General features: G+C 64.2%; 14 protein-coding genes and 1 tRNA gene. 6 read left to right on the top strand and 9 right to left on the bottom strand.

The features are described 5' to 3' along the window. Positions 1-43 precede the first annotated feature (43 nt). Entirely contained in the window at positions 44-934 is an 891-nt protein-coding gene (locus HW932_RS04625; protein ID WP_012969788.1) for a phosphoribulokinase, read from the bottom strand. A gap of 163 nt (positions 935-1,097) precedes the next feature. On the opposite strand from HW932_RS04625, the gene HW932_RS04630 reads away from it, so the two are divergent. Then, a complete protein-coding gene (locus HW932_RS04630) occupies positions 1,098-2,906 on the top strand; it encodes an ATP-binding protein (protein WP_246296650.1) in 1,809 nt (602 codons plus the stop codon). On the opposite strand, the gene HW932_RS04635 is transcribed toward HW932_RS04630, so the two are convergent. The 6 genes from HW932_RS04635 to pdxH all read right to left on the bottom strand — a co-directional run bounded on the left by HW932_RS04635 (position 2,838) and on the right by pdxH (position 8,070). Continuing rightward, the gene (locus HW932_RS04635; protein WP_176975313.1) at positions 2,838-4,523 is read right to left on the bottom strand and encodes a sensor domain-containing diguanylate cyclase; all 1,686 of its coding nucleotides are present in this window, start codon (positions 4,521-4,523) and stop codon (positions 2,838-2,840) included. The two genes, HW932_RS04630 and HW932_RS04635, sit on opposite strands and share 69 nt — an antisense overlap. Positions 4,524-4,672: 149 nt before the next feature. Further along, positions 4,673-5,371, bottom strand: a complete 699-nt coding sequence (locus HW932_RS04640; RefSeq protein WP_176975314.1) for an electron transport complex subunit E — start codon at positions 5,369-5,371, stop codon at positions 4,673-4,675. Beyond that, entirely contained in the window at positions 5,371-6,027 is a 657-nt protein-coding gene (gene rsxG / locus HW932_RS04645) for an electron transport complex subunit RsxG (RefSeq protein WP_176975315.1), read from the bottom strand. The genes HW932_RS04640 and rsxG overlap by 1 nt, the downstream gene beginning before the upstream one ends. After that, positions 6,024-7,064, bottom strand: a complete 1,041-nt coding sequence (rsxD, locus tag HW932_RS04650) for an electron transport complex subunit RsxD (protein WP_176975316.1) — start codon at positions 7,062-7,064, stop codon at positions 6,024-6,026. Before rsxD ends, rsxG begins: the two co-directional genes overlap by 4 nt. A gap of 163 nt (positions 7,065-7,227) precedes the next feature. Beyond that, positions 7,228-7,304 (bottom strand) — tRNA-Arg (locus tag HW932_RS04655). A 121-nt stretch (positions 7,305-7,425) separates the two neighbouring features. Next, positions 7,426-8,070 (bottom strand): pyridoxamine 5'-phosphate oxidase, encoded by a 645-nt coding sequence (pdxH, locus tag HW932_RS04660; protein ID WP_176975317.1) that lies wholly within the window; start codon positions 8,068-8,070, stop codon positions 7,426-7,428. A gap of 335 nt (positions 8,071-8,405) precedes the next feature. Here pdxH and aceA point away from each other — a divergent pair, with 335 nt between their 5' ends. After that, positions 8,406-9,713, top strand: coding sequence for an isocitrate lyase (gene aceA / locus HW932_RS04665; RefSeq protein ID WP_176975318.1), 1,308 nt, complete (start codon positions 8,406-8,408; stop codon positions 9,711-9,713). 182 nt (positions 9,714-9,895) lie between these two features. Here the strand turns inward: aceA and HW932_RS04670 are convergent, their stop codons facing one another. Then, positions 9,896-12,853, bottom strand: coding sequence for a ribonucleoside-diphosphate reductase subunit alpha (locus tag HW932_RS04670; protein ID WP_176975319.1), 2,958 nt, complete (start codon positions 12,851-12,853; stop codon positions 9,896-9,898). 230 nt (positions 12,854-13,083) lie between these two features. Between HW932_RS04670 and HW932_RS04675 the strand changes: the two genes are divergently transcribed. Then, on the top strand, positions 13,084-13,908 hold the full coding sequence (locus tag HW932_RS04675; RefSeq protein ID WP_176975320.1) for a c-type cytochrome: 825 nt from the start codon (positions 13,084-13,086) through the stop codon (positions 13,906-13,908). A 22-nt stretch (positions 13,909-13,930) separates the two neighbouring features. Here HW932_RS04675 and HW932_RS04680 read toward each other — a convergent pair whose 3' ends face one another. Next, the gene (locus HW932_RS04680) at positions 13,931-14,290 is read right to left on the bottom strand and encodes a S24 family peptidase (protein WP_176975321.1); all 360 of its coding nucleotides are present in this window, start codon (positions 14,288-14,290) and stop codon (positions 13,931-13,933) included. Positions 14,291-14,351: 61 nt separating this feature from the next. Between HW932_RS04680 and HW932_RS04685 the strand changes: the two genes are divergently transcribed. From HW932_RS04685 to HW932_RS04695, 3 genes are all read left to right on the top strand, one after another. Beyond that, complete coding sequence (locus tag HW932_RS04685) at positions 14,352-16,181, top strand: ABCB family ABC transporter ATP-binding protein/permease (protein WP_176975322.1); 1,830 nt, start codon at positions 14,352-14,354, stop codon at positions 16,179-16,181. Between the two features lie 104 nt (positions 16,182-16,285). Then, positions 16,286-16,651 carry a copper-binding protein gene (locus HW932_RS04690; protein WP_176975323.1) on the top strand — a complete coding sequence of 122 codons (366 nt, stop codon included), beginning with the start codon at positions 16,286-16,288 and terminating at the stop codon, positions 16,649-16,651. Between the two features lie 262 nt (positions 16,652-16,913). Further along, positions 16,914-17,657 (top strand): SPOR domain-containing protein, encoded by a 744-nt coding sequence (locus tag HW932_RS04695; protein ID WP_176975324.1) that lies wholly within the window; start codon positions 16,914-16,916, stop codon positions 17,655-17,657. Positions 17,658-17,672 lie beyond the last annotated feature (15 nt).

Below are 17,672 nucleotides of genomic sequence, written 5' to 3' on the forward strand. Positions count from 1 at the left end.
CCGCGAGGGCCGGTTCGCCCTCGCCGCCGTCGTCGCGGGATGCCTAGACCCGGCGCGCGTCCATCATGCGCTCGATGATGGGCTGGAGGATGATCTCCATCGCAAAGCCCATCTTGCCGCCCGGCACCACCATGGAGTTGCGGCGCGACATGAAGGAGTCATGGATCATGGAGAGCAGATAGGGGAAGTCGATCTGAAGCTTCTTCGGATCCTTGAAACGGATGATGACGAAGCTCTCGTCCGGCGTCGGGATGTCGCGGGCGATGAACGGGTTGGAGGTGTCGACCGTGGGCACACGCTGGAAGTTGATGTCGGTCAGCGAGAACTGCGGCGTGATGTAACGGATGTAGTCCGGCATCCGGCGCATGATGGTGTCGACGATGGCCTCGGCCGAGTAGCCGCGCTCGAGGTTGTCGCGATGGATCTTCTGAATCCATTCCAGGTTGACGATCGGCACCACGCCGACGCCCAGGTCGACGTGCTGCGCGACATTGCTGTCCTCGGTGACGACCAGACCGTGCAGACCTTCGTAGAAGAGCAGATCGGTGCCGGCCGGCAGATCCTCCCAGGGCGTGAACTCGCCGGGATTGAGCGAAGTGCCGAGCCGGGCGTTGAGCTGGCGGGCTTCCTCGTCGCTGTGGATGTAGTAACGCTTCTTGCCGCAGCCGGTCTCGCCGTATTCGCGGAAGAGTTCTTCGAGCAGGTCGAAGCGGTTGGCCACCGGGCCGAAGTGACTGAGGCTCTCGCCGCGCTTGGCAAAGGCCGCCATCTCGGCCTTCATGGTGGCTCGGTCGTAGCTGTGAAAGCTGTCGCCCTCGATCACCGCCGCGCTGATGTTGTCGCGATGGAAGATGTGCTCGAAGGCGCGCTTGACGGTCGTGGTGCCGGCGCCGGACGAGCCGGTGACGGCGACGATCGGATGCTTCTTGGACATGAGTTTCTCTCCCCGTTCTCTGTTCGTTATTGGAATGCTGAAGCGGTTTATCCGCCTTGGGTTTTGGTTGTCAAGGCGTTTGACATGATTCGCTAATATATCACGAACTCCGGCGTTCGATCGCCGGATGCGATGGCCTGGACAGGCCGGGAGGCGCGACGGCATGGCGGCAGTTGAATGGCAAGCGGGATGGGGTGAGAGGGCGCGTGTCTGGGCGCTCGGACTCGGAATGCATCCGGAGATCCAGTCGGGTCTGGTGCGCTTTCTGACGGTGCTGGTCGGCGGCGGCTATATCGCCCTGGGGGCCTGGACTGAGTACTACCGGGTCGACGTTCCCTATTTTCTGACCGTCTTCGGGTTGCATCTGCTGGTCGGCCTGGGGCTGATGATCAGTGTGGTCTACCGTCCGGAGTGGGTCGCGCGTCGCTATATCGCGCTCTGTCTGGACATCGTCGTGGTCAGTCTGGCGATCTTCATCACACGGGAGGCCATCAGTCCCTTTTACTTGCTCTATATCCTCATCTTCATCTCGGCCGGCACCAGATTCGGGCGCGGTCCGCTGATCGTGGGGTCGGTGGTGGCGGTCGTCGCCTACAACTTCGTGCTGATCGAACTCGACGAGTGGAGTCGGCATCCCTTCGAGGCGGCGTTCTTTCTGTTACTGCTGGTGCTGCTGCCGCTCTATCAGGCGTCCTTGCTGCGCCGGCTCCAGCAGGCGCGCGCCGACGCTGAGCGGGCGAGCAAGGCCAAGAGCGATTTTCTGGCCGTCATGACCCATGAGCTGCGGACCCCGCTGACCGGCGTCATCGGCATGGCCGAGCTGCTCAAGGAAACCCGGCTCGACGCCGAGCAGCACGAGCAGGTCGAGGCGATCGTCAGTTCGGCCAATGCGCTCAGCGCCCTGATCGGCGACATCCTGGACTTCTCCAAACTCGACGCCCATCGGCTCAAGCTCGAACGTCTGCCGTTCGCACCGCGTGAGCTGGCGCACGAGGTCTGCGCCATCCTCGACGGTCAGGCGCGCGCCCGGGGGCTGGCGCTGATCCGGGAGATCGCGCCCGAGGTGCCCGAGTGCGTGCTCGGCGATGCGCTGCGGGTACGTCAGATCCTGTTCAATCTGATCGGCAATGCCATCAAGTTCACCGAGCACGGCGAGGTCCGGGTGCGATTGCTTGTCGCCGAATCCAGTCCCACGTTCGGGCGGCCGCATCTGATGATCGAGGTCGTCGACACCGGGATCGGCATCCCGGCCGACAAGCTGGACGTGCTGTTCGAGAGTTTCCGCCAAGCCGATGCGTCGACCACGCGCCGCTTCGGCGGTACCGGGCTGGGCACCACCATCGCGCGCGAGCTGGCCGTGCTCATGGGCGGCGCCATCGAGGTCGAGAGCGAGGAGGGGCGAGGCAGTCTGTTCCGGGTGCGTCTGCCGCTACTCGACGAACTTCCGTCCGCCGTGGCCGAGGAGCCGGCTCCCTACAGGGTCGAAACGACGCCAAACGATTGGCGCACGCCCTATGCTGGACCGAAGATCCGGGTTCTGGTGGCCGAAGATAACGCGATCGCCGCCAAGGTCATCACCCGCTTTCTCGACCGCATGGGGTTCGAATACGACCTCTTCACGGACGGCGAATCCGCGCTGGAGGCCGCACTGGCCGGCGGCTACCGGATCGCGGTCGTCGATCTGCGCATGCCCAGACTCGACGGCTTGGGCTTCACCCGGCGCTACCGGGCCGAATCCAGCGGGCGTCCGCTGCCGATCCTGGCCCTGACCGCCAATGCCTCGGAAGACGTGCGACATGAGTGCCTGGCCGCCGGCATGGACGGTTTTCTCGCCAAGCCGGTCAAGCCCGACGAGCTGCGAGGCGCGATCGAGCGCCTTGGAACCCCGGACGATGCGGGGAGGTCAGGTCCGTCCCGGCTTGCCGGCCTTGGCCTGGTACATGGCTGTGTCGGCGTCCTTGAGCAGACGTGACGGGGTGCTGTCGGGGCTGATGTGAACCAGCCCCAGGCTACAGCCGATCCTCAACTGTTGGCCCTGGATGGTCATGGGCTGACTCAGGGTCTCGTCGATGCGTCGGGCGACCGACTCGGGTTCGAAGCCGGCTTCGAACCGATCGAGCAGAACGGCGAACTCGTCGCCGCCGAGCCGTCCCAGATGGTCCTGCTCGCGCACCACCCGGCGCAGACGCTCGGCGACGATCCGCAGCACGGCATCGCCCGCGTCATGGCCATACTGGTCGTTGATCGGCTTGAAGCCATCCAGATCCAGATAGAGCAGGGCGCCGTTGTTTGCGGGATGACGTGTCCGTTCGAAGTGTTGGTTCAGGAGTTCCATGAAGCGGCGGCGGTTGTTCAGCCCTGTCAGTGCATCGGTGTTGGCCAGTGTCGCCAGCTCGCGTTCGGAACGCAGACGGGCCTGGATCGCGTGTTGCAGGGAGGCAGCCGTCTCGTTGAAGGCCTGGGTCAATCGTGACAGCTCGCCCCAACCGTGTTCCGGGAGGCGGGTGTAATAATCGCCCTGGCTCAGACGGCGCATGCCGTTCGTGAGCTCATGGACGGGGTTGGCGATGGCTCGTGCTACCACCACGGCTGTGACCAGGGCCAGCAGTATCAGGCTGAAGGTGACATAGACCAGCAGTTCGCGCTGCTTGCGCGCGCTCTGGGTGATCTTGTCACGGTTGGTGTGGACCAGGAGGCGGGAGCAGTCGAGACTGAGCGCGCGCGCGGTGTGGATCAGCGCCCCATCGGTCGCGATGCCTGAGGTGGTGGGCGTGGGCGCGTGCACTGGATCGGCGTGGCTCGATAGGCTCTTGAGCAGATCGTTCAGCGGCCCGGACGGCGTCGTCGTCAGGTTCCAGATTCCGGCGCGCGCGCTCCAGGCGAATGTTTCGCCCGTACCGCCGCAGAGCAGCAGCACGGTCTCACCGCCTGGAGATTGATTGTCGAAGTCCTCCAGCAACGCCAGGATGTTCTCCATCCGCACCAGTAGATGCACGCTGCCGATGATGGCCTCGTCCAGTACGAGCGGGCCATTCAGCCAGATCTCGGGTTTCTGGGTCTCCAGTCGTCGAAACAGGATGGGAGCCGGGTCAGCGACTGGGATGTCGGCCTGGTCGAGCGTGTTCGCGCGAACGCCGTCACGAGTGATCTGGATCAGGGTTCGTCCCGAGGGATCGCGGATCCAGATTCCATGCAACTCCGGAATCGCTTCGATGGCATCGGTGAGGATGCGCGCGATGAGTTCCAGATGTTTGGGGTCGCCGTCGCGGGCGTAGGCCGCCAGGCTCAGGCGCATCTGGGTGCGGCTCGACACCAGTCGGGTCAGATCCTCCAGGCGGTGCAGTTCCAGATTGATCCGCCGCTGCTGGACATCGGCGATCAGATTCAACGTCTGGTGCGTCAGCTCCAGGGCGTCGGCTTGAATCTGATGACGCTCGGCCCAGTAGAGCGTCAGCAATGGCAGTAGCGCGACCGTCAATAGAACCAGGGCCAGATGTTCGCGCAGACCGAACCGATGCCGGATCGGCCCTCGGCGAGCGCTGTCGGGCTTGGCGGGAGACGTTTGGACCTGATCGGACTCTGGGGGCAAGTCAGTGTCGTCCTGGACGCTTGATTTCGTCCAAGGATATACCGAAACGTCCGGTGAGCCGCGACCGTTCGTCGTGTCAGGGTGCCGGGGTGGTCGCCAGGGCGATCCCTGGCGACCCTGTCTGAATGGAGAGGCGGATCGGTCTCGGGTCAAGCCGCTGATGGGTCTGTTCGAACCGCTGGAACGGCCCGCGCCGCCGCACGGCGTTTGGCGTACTGATCGATGAGGTTCTTGAGCGCGATCATCAGCCCCAACCCGATGAAGGCGCCGGGCGGCAGGATGGCGATCAGCGCGCCCTGGAAATCCTCGCCCAGACTCAGCGAGATCGCCTTGGCCCAGTCGCCGAGCAGCAGATCGGCCTGATGGAACAGCGTCCCCTGACCGACGAACTCGCGCAGACCGCCGAGCGTGGTCAGCACCAGGGTCGCGCCCAGCCCCACCGCCAGACCGTCGAGCAGGGCACGGTCGACCCGATTCTTGGAGGCGAAGGCCTCGGCGCGGCCGATGATCATGCAGTTGACCACGATCAGCGAGATGAACAGCCCCAGCACCTGATACAGGTCATAGAAGAACGCCTGCATGATCAGCTCGACCAGGGTCACGAAGGAGGCGATGACCAGCACGAACACCGGGATGCGGATCTCGGGGCGCACCAGATTGCGCACCAGGGAGACCGTGCCGTTGGAGCAGACGATGACCGCCGTGGTCGCCAGACCCATGCCGAGTCCGTTGGTGGCCGAAGTCGTGGTCGCCAGCAGCGGACAGAGTCCGAGCAGGGCCACCAGCATCTGGTTGTTGCTCCAGATGCCGCCGCTGAAGATGCTGCCGTAGGATTGGGGCGCCGACATCAGCCCTGACCTCCCTCGATCGTCGCTGTTTCAGTCTCGATCGGCTGGTAGAGCGACTCGCCCTGTTGCTGGACGTAGAGCAGGGTGTCACGCACGGCATTGACGATCGAACGCGGTGTGATGGTGGCGCCCGTGAACTGATCGAACTCACCGCCGTCACGCTTCACCGCCCACTTCTCCAGCGGCGGATTGGTCAGCGACTTGCCAGTGAAGTCCAGCACCCAGTCCGACTTGGCTTCCTCGATCTTGTCGCCCAGTCCGGGCGTCTCGTGATGCGAGACCACGCGCACCCCGCCCAGGGTGCCGTCGTGCAGCACCGAGACCAAGAGCTTGATCGGGCCGGCATAGCCGTCCGGGACCACGGGTTCGAGCACCACGGCGACCGGGGATGCATCATGGCGCGCACGATAGACCTGGGTGGCGTCGGCGCCGAGCAGGTCGCGCGCGCTGACGCGCAGACTGTCCTGGAGCGGATCATTGTTGATCTGCTCGGCGGGCAGGATGGTGTCGAGCTTGCGCTTCATCGCCTGATACTGGTTGTCGGCGATGCGCTCGCCGACCGAGCCGTGAGTGACGGCGACCAGCGAGACGCCGCCGATGGCGAAGGCGCCGAGCACGACGCCCGAGAGCAGGATGGATTTGGCCTTGGTCATCATGTGCGGGCGCTCCCATGTCCAAAGACGCGCGGTTGGGTGTAGTAATCGATGGTCGGGGCGGCGATGTTCATCAGCAAGACCGCGAAGGCCACCGCGTCCGGATAGCCGCCCCAGGAGCGGATCACATAGACGATGATCCCGATGCTGGCGCCGAAGACGAGCTGGCCCTTCTTGGTGGTGCAGGCCGTCACCGGATCGGTGGCGATGAAGAAGGCCCCGAGCATGGCGGCGCCGCTGAACAGATGGAACAGCGGCGTGGGATGCGTCTGTGGGTCGATGGCCCAGAACAGAGCGGCGGCCGCCGTCAGGCCCAGCAGCATGGACACCGGGATGTGCCAGGTGATGATGCGCCGCCACAGCAGATAGACGCCGCCGAGCAGGAAGGCCACCCCGACCCATTCCCAGCCGCGTCCGCCGAGCCAGCCCCAGGTCTGGCTCTGGCCGATCTGGTCGAGGGTCTGGCCCAGGTCGAGCTTGCCGCGCATCTCGTCGAGCGGCGTGGCCGAGGACAGGGCATCCCATTCGAACCCGGTCGGCAGGGCGCCGCTCAGGATCAGACGCAGCGACTCCATGAAGCTCAGATGATGCTCGGCCAGTCCGGCGGGCGCCAGCCAGGTGGTCATGGCCACCGGATAGGAGATCAGCAGGAACACATAGGCCGCCATCGCCGGATTGAAGGGGTTGTAGCCCAGGCCGCCATAGAGCTGCTTGACCAGCACGATGGCGAACAGCATCCCGAGCAGGGTCAGCCACCAGGGCAGCGTCGGCGAGACCGAGAGCGCGAACAGCACCGCCGTCACTACGGCGCTCAGGTCGCGCAGCGCGACCCAGGGCGAGCGTCCGCGCAGGAGCATCACGGCCGTTTCGGCCGCCACGGCGAAGCTGACGGCCAGCACGATGTTGATCAGCGTGCCCCAGCCGAAGAACCAGGTCATGACCAGGATGCCGGGGATGAGCGCCAGCAGCACTTCGAGCATGACCCGATCGACACGGTTCACGCGGGGCACATGGGGGGAGGAGATGATGGAATTTTGCATTACACGGAATCCGCGGGGTTGCTCCAGTGTACCTGCTCGACCACGGGCGTTTGGTCAGCGAGCACTTCCAGGAGTGCTTGTATATCAGATCCTGCCACTGACCGATGTCTGAAAAAAGACATAAAAAAAACGGCTTAGATGCGATGATCCAAGCCGTTCTGTATGGCGCGCCCGGAAGGATTCGAACCTCCGACCACCTGGTTCGTAGCCAGGTACTCTATCCAGCTGAGCTACGGGCGCTTGATGTTTTGGTTTGTCGATGTTCAGTCAGTTGTGACTGATTTCTGGTCTCGACCAACCGAGACGCGCATTATCAAGAAATGCAGAGCGCCTGTCAACACCCCATCGCTCATTTTTTGTCTCAAGGCGCCAGTCGTTCGATCTCCCATCCGCCATCGTCCCGCTGGACATAGCGGAAACGATCGTGCAGCCGACTCTCGCGCCCCTGCCAGAACTCGATCATGTCCGGCACGACCCGATAGCCGCCCCAGAAGTCGGGCAGGGGGATCTCGCCCTGGGAGAAGCGACGCGCCATCTCGGCGACCTTCATCTCCAGCAGCGAGCGCGTGCCGATGACCTGGCTCTGAGGCGAGGCCCAGGCGCCGATCTGACTGCCGCGCGGTCGGGTGGTGAAATAGGCCAGCGACTCAGCCGTCGAGATGCGCTTGGCGCGTCCGCGAATCTGCACCTGTCGCGCCAGCGCCACCCAGGGGAAGAGCATGGCGACCTGCGGATTGGCCTCGATCTCACGCGCCTTGCGGCTCTCGTAGTTGGTGAAGAAGACGAAACCGCGCGCGTCGTAGAGCTTGAGCAGCACGGTGCGCGCCGAGGGTCGGCCCTGCACGTCGACGGTGCAGAGCGTCAGACTGTTCGGCTCGGGCAGATCGGTCGCGATGGCCAGCTCATACCAGCCCTGGAACTGCCGGATCGGATCGGGATCGAGTTCGGAGCGCGCAAGACCATGCTCCATCAGCTCGCGTCTCAGGGTCTCGGGATTCGCGTTCATCACCCCTCCGACCGCCGGCTGAAGCGGCGTCGTCCGCCGCCGGACATGAACGCAACGCGCGCTCGTTCGCCGGGCGAATCCAAGCGCACAGAAGTGGTGTCGAAATTCCTCATTGAAAATTATCAATCCAAATAGAGAAAATTAGAATAATTGACTCGTCAAATGCTGACGGTTTCGGTAGGTTTCAAGGTCAAGACCCAGCACAAAGGTCAAACATAGCCTCGACCAAACGCCCGTTCGACGTCGAGTGTCGAGCGAGGATCGTCATGAAGCCTTCATGACGATCCAGGCGAGGCCGGACTTCATAACCGGACAACCACTGAGGAAGCGAGCCGATGAACCGTCAAGATCAGATCCAGGCCATCGAACGTGACTGGGCCGAGAATCCACGCTGGACCGATGTCGAGCGCGGCTACAGCGCCGCCGACGTGGTGCGTCTGCGCGGATCGGTTCAGCCCGAGTACACCTATGCCAAGCTGGGCGCCGAGAAGCTCTGGAAGCGTATCCGTGGCGAGTCCAAGAAGGGCTATGTCAACTGCATGGGCGCCATCACCGGCGGTCAGGCCATGCAGCAGGCCAAGGCCGGCATCGAGGCCATCTATCTCTCGGGCTGGCAGGTCGCCGCCGACGGCAACACCTCCGAGACCATGTACCCCGACCAGTCGCTCTACGCCTATGACTCGGTCCCGACCATGGTGCGGCGCATCAACAACAGCTTCAAGCGCGCCGATGAGATCCAGTGGTCGCGCGGCATCGGTCCCGGCGACGAGGGTTACATCGACTACTTCCTGCCGATCGTGGCCGATGCCGAGGCCGGTTTCGGCGGCGTGCTCAACGCCTTCGAGCTGATGAAGAACATGATCGCCAATGGCGCCGCCGGTGTCCATTTCGAGGACCAGCTTGCGGCGGTCAAGAAGTGCGGTCACATGGGGGGCAAGGTGCTGGTGCCCACGCGCGAGGCGGTGCAGAAGCTGATCGCGGCGCGTCTGGCCGCCGACGTCATGGGCGTGCCGACCCTGCTGCTGGCGCGCACCGATGCCGAGGCCGCCAACCTGCTCACCAGCGATGTCGACGACAACGACCGTCCCTTCATCACAGGCGCGCGCACCGATGAGGGCTTCTACGTCGTCAAGAACGGTCTGGAGCAGGCCATCAGTCGCGGTTTGGCCTATGCACCCTATGCCGATCTGGTGTGGTGTGAGACCGGCACGCCGGATCTCGGGTTCGCGCGCGAGTTCGCGCAAGCCGTGCTGGGTGCGAATCCCAACAAACTGCTGGCCTACAACTGTTCGCCCTCGTTCAACTGGAAGAAGAACCTGGACGATCGCACCATCGCGCGCTTCCAGGACGAACTGGCCGACATGGGCTACAAGTACCAGTTCATCACGCTCGCCGGCATTCACAGCATGTGGTACAACATGTTCGATCTGGCCTACGACTATGCGCGCGGCGAGGGCATGCGTCACTATGTCGAGAAGGTCCAGGGGCCGGAGTTCGCCGCGCGCGAGAAGGGTTACACCTTCGTCTCGCATCAGCAGGAAGTGGGCGCCGGTTACTTCGACGACGTGACCACGGTCATCCAGGGCGGTCAGTCGTCGGTCACGGCGCTGACCGGCTCGACCGAGGAAGAGCAGTTCCACTGAGTTCCGGTCTGAACGGCCTGGGCTGATCCGGGCCGAGCCAAAAGCCGACAAACGAGAACGCGCGAGGGTGAAGATCCTCGCGCGTTTTTGCGTGCGTCGCTGGAGCAGCTGCGGCGACCGTGGGTTGCTCCCCGTCGATCGAGACAGGAGCGGCCTGCGGCCGCTTGTCATCGGGGCGACGGTTACTGGCAGGCTTCGCAGTCCGGGTCCAGGATCGAGCAGGCGCTCGGGGCGGCTGTCGCGGCCGCCGGTGCGTCATCGGCCGTGTCACTCGCCTTGGCGGTCTGTCGCCCGAGATAGTTGCCGCCGACCGCGCTCAGTCGATTGGCGCGGCTGGTGTCGGCCATCGTGGACTTCTCGACATGGGTCGCACCCATCGAGCGCAGATAATAGGTCGTCTTCAGTCCGCGCACCCAGGCGAGCTTGTAGAGGTTGTCGAGCTTCTTGCCGCTGGGTTCCTGCATGTAGAGATTGAGGCTCTGGGCCTGATCGAGCCACTTCTGACGGCGGCTGGCGGCCTCGACCAGCCAGCGCGGATCGATCTCGAAGGCGGTGGCATAGAGTTCCTTGATCTCGTCCGGAATCCGGTCGATGGGCAGGAGCGAGCCGTCGTAATACTTGAGGTCGTTGACCATGACCGCGTCCCACAGACCGCGTTCCTTGAGATCGGCGACCAGATAGGGATTGACGACCGTGAACTCACCCGAGAGGTTGGATTTGACGAACAGGTTCTGGTACGTCGGTTCGATCGACTGACTGACCCCGACGATGTTGCTGATGGTCGCCGTCGGCGCGATGGCCAGACAGTTGGAATTGCGCATCCCGACGGTCTGGATCCGCTCGCGCAGGCGATCCCAATCCAGCGTGTGGCTGGTGTCCATCTGGAGATAGCCGCCGCGTCCCTGTTCCATCAAGCCGATACTGTCGATCGGCAGCACGCCCTGGCTCCACAGCGAACCCTCGAAGCTCGGATAACGCCCGCGCTCGGCGGCCAGATCGGCGCTGGCCTCGATGGCGTAATAGCTCAGATATTCGGTGCTCTGATCGGCGAAGGCCACGGCTTCCTGGCTGGCATAGGGGATACGCAGCCGGTAGAGCGCGTCCTGAAAGCCCATGAGCCCCAGCCCCACCGGACGATGACGCAGGTTCGAGGCGCGCGCCTGGGGGACATTGTAGAAGTTGTAGTCGATGACGTTGTCGAGCATGCGCATAGCGGTGCGCACGGTCCGGCGCAGACGTTGGGTGTCGAGTCCCTTGTCGGTGATGTGCGCGGCCAGATTGATCGACCCAAGATTGCAGACCGCGACTTCTAAGTCATTGGTATGCAAAGTAATTTCGGTGCAGAGGTTAGAGCTGTGCACCACGCCGACATGCTGGTTGGTGTAGCGCAGATTGCAGGGGTCTTTGAACGCGATCCAGGGATGCCCGGTCTCGAACAGCATCGCCAGCATCTTGCGCCACAGATCCACGGCCTTGAGGCGCTTGCCGATCTTCAGCTCGCCGCGCGCGGCGCGTTCCTCATAGGCGACATAGGCCTGCTCGAACGCCTGTCCGGTGAGGTCGTGCAGATCCGGCGTCTCGTCGGGTGAGAACAGCGTCCAGTGCCCATCCTCGGCCACGCGCTTCATGAACAGATCCGGCACCCAGTTGGCGGTGTTCATGTCATGAGTGCGGCGGCGATCGTCGCCCGTGTTCTTGCGCAGATCGAGGAATTCCTCGATGTCGATGTGCCAGGTTTCCAGATAAGCACAAACCGCGCCGCGCCGGCGGCCTCCCTGGTTCACAGCTATGGCCGTGTCATTGGCGACCTTGAGGAACGGAATCACGCCCTGACTCTTGCCGTTGGTCCCCTTGATATGCGCGCCCATGCCGCGCACGCGCGTCCAGTCGTTGCCCAGCCCGCCGGCGAACTTGGACAGCAGCGCATTGTCCTTGATGGCGCTGTAGATGCCGTCGAGATCGTCCGGGACCGTGGTCAGGAAGCACGAACTCAATTGCGGACGCGGCGCACCCGAGTTGAACAGGGTCGGCGTCGAGCACATGAAATCGAAGCTGGAGAGCAGCTCATAGAACTCGATGGCGCGCTCCTCGCGCTCGATCTCGTTGATTGCCAACCCCATGGCCACGCGCATGAAGAATGCTTGCGGCAGCTCGAAGCGGATGCCGTCGGCGGTGTGGATGAAATAGCGATCGTAGAGCGTTTGCAGCCCCAGATAGGTGAACTGGAGATCGCGCTCGGGCTTGAGCGCCGCGCCGAGCCGCTTGAGATCGTAGCGCGCGAGCTGGCCGTCGAGATGTTCCAGATCGGCGGCACGCTTGACGTAGGCGGCGAAATAATCGCCATAGCGCTCGGCCATGTCCGCCTGGGTCTCGACCCCGACCGCCAGATCGAGGAACCCGAGCGCCTCACGCCGCAGGATGTCGAGCAGCAGACGCGCGGCGGCCTGGCTGTATTGCGGCTCGCGTTCGATCAGGGTCCGCGCCGACATCACCAGCGCCTGACGGACGTCGGCCTCGCGCACGCCGTCGAATAGATTGCGCAGGGTATCGCTCAGGATGGCATTGGGATCGACCGCATCGAGATCGCGGCTGCTCTCCTCCAGCAGCCGCGCCATGTGCGCCACGTCCAGCGGGCGGGTCGAGCCGTCGGCCAGGGTGACGTTGATCGGATGGGGTTCGCGAATCGCCGCCGTCTCAGCGGCGGCCTTGGCGGCACGTTCACGGGCGCGCGCCTCGCGATAGAGCACATAGTCGCGCGCGATCCGATGCTCCCCGGCGCGCATCAGCGCCAGTTCGACCTGATCCTGGATGTCCTCGATATGCACCGTGCCGCCGCCCGACAGCCGGCGGGTGAGGGCGCCGACCACCTGCTCGGTCAGCTCGGCGACGCGATCGTGGATACGACTGGAGGCGCCCGCCGAATCGCCCTCGACCGCCAGGAACGCCTTGGTCATGGCCACCATGATCTTGCTCGGATCGAAGTGCGTGACCTGACCGTTGCGACGGATGACCTGGACCCGGCCGGGAACGTGGCCGGGGCTCTCGGCGCCGTCCGGCGTGGCTGTCTGGGGCACGCCCGGATCGGCGTGGCGAGCCTGGGCGGGGTGCTGATGGATCACGGTCAGGCGGCTGGCGGACATGGCTCCTCCGGGAGATGCTGGAACTGGCGCCGCTCCTGGCTCGATGAGCGACGCGCTGAGAAGCCGGTCAATATATACGCCATAAAGGCTGAGTCAACCCCAACATATTGTGTCTGTGTCGCCGCACTGAAAACCGGCTTGGAGTCTTCAGGCGCATTCCATACACTCCGGAAAACACCACGACAAGAACAGGGACCGCCGAGTCCCGCCTGCCAGGCTGGAGGAAACCGATGACTCGCCTTACCACCGTCTTCATCGCCCTCGGGATGCTGAGCGCCTCCCAGAGCGTCGGCGCCGATGACCCTCCGGGCGACCCCGCCGAACTCGCCAAGCGCGAATACGAGCAGGTCATGGCACTGACGCCCGACATCGACAACGGCCGCCGGGTCTATCTGACCTGTGCCGTCTGCCATGGCCCCGAGGGCTGGGGCACGCCCGACGGCGCCTATCCGCAGATCGCCGGACAGTGGCGCGAGGTCATCATCAAGCAACTGGCCGACATCCGCGCCCGTCATCGCGACAATCCGCTCATGTATCCCTTCTCGCTGACACGCATTCTGGGCGGTCCGCAGAACATGGCCGATGTCGCCGCCTATGTGGCCGCGCTGCCGATGACGACCGGCAATGGCGTCGGGCCAGGGCTGGATCTCGAACTCGGCGCACGTCTGTATGCCGAGCATTGCGCCGACTGTCATGGCGAGCGTGGTGAGGGCAAGCCCGCCAAGCCGACTCCGGCCATCGCAGCCCAGCACTTCCCCTACCTGATGGGGCAGTTCGACGCCATCCGCAACGGGCGGCGCAAGAACGCCAATCCCGAGATGATCGAGCAGATCGCCGGGTTCAGCCCGCGCGATCAGGCGGCCGTGCTCGATTACACGTCGAGATTGCGTCCGGCCCCCGAGAAGCTGGCCGCAGAGAATTGGCTCAATCCCGACTTCCCCAATTATGTGCGCGAGACCATGGGGATGCCGCCGCTGCCGCCTCCGCTGCCTGTCGCGCCGCCCATGCCGGCGCCATTCCCGATCGCGCCGATGCCGTCATCCGTGCCGGAGTGACCGACGGTGCGAGTGTCCTGAATCAGATCGCCGGATGCGCGAGCGATGAATACTCGTAGTGCTTGATCTGGCGCCGGATATTGCGCTGGATGATGACTCCGAGCACCGACCACTCCAGCCCGGTGAGATCGATCTCGGGATAGAGCGGGTTGAGGGCGACCAGTCGCTCGCGTCCATCGGCGTCACGCCGGTACTGGCGGAACCAGCGCACGCCCTCGACCTCGACGAAGATGTAGCTCGGATTCGGGCAGCGGTCGTTGGGCTCGATGATGATGATGCAGCCATCCGGGAACTCCGGGTCCATCTCGTCGCCGAGCACGCGCAGGGCAAAGGGTTCGTGCAGGGCGCAGCCCGTGCCTTCCAGGATCGAATCCGTCATCATAGGTTCTCGTTTCGTTCAATCAGTTGTTCAACCGCCGGTATCCATGAAGACCCAAGGCCAGATGAATCGTATCTTCGCCACCGAGCGTCCGCACGACGACCGACGCGATTGGCGCAACCTGCGCGGCATGTTGCCCTATCTGTGGGAGTTCCGGGGCCGGGCGGCGCTGGCGATCGGTTGTCTGGTGCTGGCCAAGGTCGCCAATGTCGGCGTGCCGCTCATTCTGAAGGACATCGTCGATGCCTTCCAGGAGCCGGCGGCGCAAATGCTGATCCTGCCGGTCAGTCTGCTGCTGGCCTATGGCGCACTCAAGCTCAGCGCCTCGCTCTTCAACGAGCTGCGCGACGTGGTGTTCGCGCGGGTGCGCTATCGCGCCATGCGCCGGCTCTCGACGCGGGTGCTGGAGCATCTGCACCGGCTGTCGCTGCGCTATCACCTGGAGCGCCAGAGCGGGGCGGTCAGCCGGGATCTGGAGCGCGGTACGCGCTCGGTCTCGACCATCTTCAACTATCTGGTCTTCAGCGTGCTGCCGGTGGCGGTCGAGTTCAGTCTGGTGGCGGCGATCATGATCGGCCGTTATGACCTGTCGTTCGTGTTCGTCACCTTCGGTACGGTCGTGGTCTATTTCGCCTTCACCTTCGCCATCACCGAGTGGCGGATGGACTACCGGCACCGGATGAATCATCTGGACTCGCAGGCCAACACCCAGGCCTTCGACAGCCTCATCAACTACGAGACGGTCAAGTATTTCGGCAACGAGCGGCTCGAACTCAAGCGCTATGACGACACCCTGGCCGAGTGGGAGGAGATGGCGGTCGCCAGCCAGACCTCTATGTCGGTGCTCAACTTCGGACAGGGCGCGATCATCGCCATCGGGGTCACGCTGATCATGACGCTCGCCGCCCAGGGCGTGGTCGACGGGAGCCTGAGCGTCGGCGATCTGGTGCTGGTCAATGCGCTCATGCTCCAGCTCTTCATTCCGCTCGGCTTTCTGGGGATCGTCTACCGTCAGATCAAGTACGCACTGGCCGATATGGATCTGGTGTTCAAGCTGCTGGAGCGCCGGCCCGAGATCCAGGACCGGACCGAAGCCAGGCCGCTGGTGCTGAGCGAGGGCGCGATTCGGTTCGAGCAGGTCGACTTCCACTATCAGCCCGAGCGTCCGATCCTGCATGGCATCGACTTCGCCATCGAGCCGGGTCAAAAGCTCGCCGTGGTCGGACACAGCGGGGCCGGCAAGTCGACCCTGTCGCGGCTGCTGTTTCGCTTCTACGAGGTGACGGGCGGGCGCATCCTGATCGACGGTCAGGACATCCGTGATGTGACGCAGGAGAGTCTGCGCGCGGCCATCGGCATCGTGCCGCAGGATACGGTGCTGTTCAACGAAAGCATCTATTACAACCTGGCCTATGGGCGTCCCGATGCTAGCCGCGCCGAGATCGAGCGCGCCGCTGAAATGGCCCATATCCGCACCTTCATCGAGAGTCTGCCGGATGGTTGGAACACCGTGGTCGGCGAGCGGGGTCTGAAGCTCTCGGGCGGCGAGAAGCAGCGCGTGGCCATCGCGCGCGCCATCCTCAAGCGTCCGCGCATCCTCATCTTCGACGAGGCGACCTCGTCCCTGGACAGTCACACCGAACAGGCGATCCAGCAGACCCTGGCCGAGGTGGCCGAGAACCATACCACGTTGGTCATCGCCCACCGGCTCTCGACCGTGGTCGACGCCGATCGCATCCTGGTGCTCGAACAGGGGCGCATCCGCGAACAGGGGCGGCATCGCGAATTGCTGGAGGCCGGCGGTCACTATGCCGCGATGTGGGAATTGCAGCTGCGTGAAGGGGCGGAGACCGGGGTCGATTTCGACCCACGCCTTGAGCCGTCCGGCCGCTGACAGACGTCGGTCAGTCACGGCCCGGCCCTTGTCATCGTCGTCATGTTGCTCTATTTGATTTTCTGCGAACGGTCGCACGACACCACCAAAGCAGAGGATCCGAGATGAACAAGCTGACTCTATTCATGATGGCGCTGGCCGCCGGCACGGCGGTTCAGACCCAGACACTGGCTATGGAGCACGGCCACATGGCGGGCCACGGCGACACGAGCGCCATGGCGCAGGATCAGGCATCCGTCGTCACCCGTGCTCAAGGCGTGATCAATGCAGTGGATACCGAGTCCGGCTCGGTCAATCTCACACACGGACCGATTCCGGCGTTGAGCTGGCCGGCCATGACCATGGACCTCCCCGTCACGGATCAGGTCGACCTGAGCGGCGTGAGCGCGGGCGATGCGGTCGACTTCGGCATCGTCCTCGGGGGCGACGACGTCTATCGCATCACAGAGCTGAAGAAGCAGCCGGACTGAGACGATCCGCTCTCCGATCGACGACTGTCGGGCGCCGACAGGCTCGCCGGCTCAGGGCAGACGCCGGCGAGCGCCCGTCCGATGCCGACTCCCGGCCTCGGTGCACGCTCTCCGGCATCCGAATGCTTCCCCCCATCCCCGCCGCCGGCGATCTGAATCCGCTCCCAGGTCTGAGTTATACTGGCGCCTGCCTCATCGGGGCAGGAACGGCATCAACACGCGGGCACATTCAGCGGGAGCCCCGATCATTGGGTGATGAGTAATGCAAGAAGGAGCCAAGAAACGACTGGCCGGCGCCGTGGTGGTTGTCACCCTGGCGGTGATCTTCGTGCCCATGCTGTTCGAGGACGAGTCGCTCGCGCCGCCGCCCTATGTCCAGGGACCGCTTCCGCCCGAACCCGGATTCCAGGATCCGTTCACGTTCGGCGCGCCGCCCCCGACGCCTGCCGATGCAGACGGCCTGACCGCTGAGGAGGCGCTTCTGACGCCGCCGGAGCCCATGCAGGAGTTCGAGACCGTCGGCGCCGTGTCCTTCGAGGACGATTCGGAGGGGGGCGCGTTCGAGCCGATTCAGGAACCGGCTTCGCCCGCGGTCACGCCGCCTCGCGAGACCCGCCCGGCGACTCAACCGCCGACACCCCGGACACAGACGCCGGCCTCCAAGCCGGCCCAGCTCCCGAGAACGGCACAACAACCGACCCAAACACCACCACCCAAGCCGGAGGCGCCCGTCTCCCTGCCCGAGCCGCCGAGATCGCGTGCCGATGGCCTGCCATCCTGGGTGGTGCAGGTCTCCAGTCTCGGCTCGCCGGAGGCGGCCGGCAAATTGGCCGACAAACTCAAGCAGGCCGGGTTCTCGGCCTTCGTCGAGCGCGCCGAAGTCGGCGGTAAGACCTATTATCGGGTGCGCGTCGGTCCGGACATCGATCGCACCAATGCCGAGCGCACCGCTGAGATGCTGCGCAAACAGCAGAAGCTCGACACGCTCATTCAACGCTACCAGTAAACTCAGGGCTCCCGA

The sequence above is a fragment of the Allochromatium humboldtianum genome (assembly GCF_013385175.1).
Classification (GTDB): Bacteria; Pseudomonadota; Gammaproteobacteria; order Chromatiales; family Chromatiaceae; genus Thermochromatium; species Thermochromatium humboldtianum.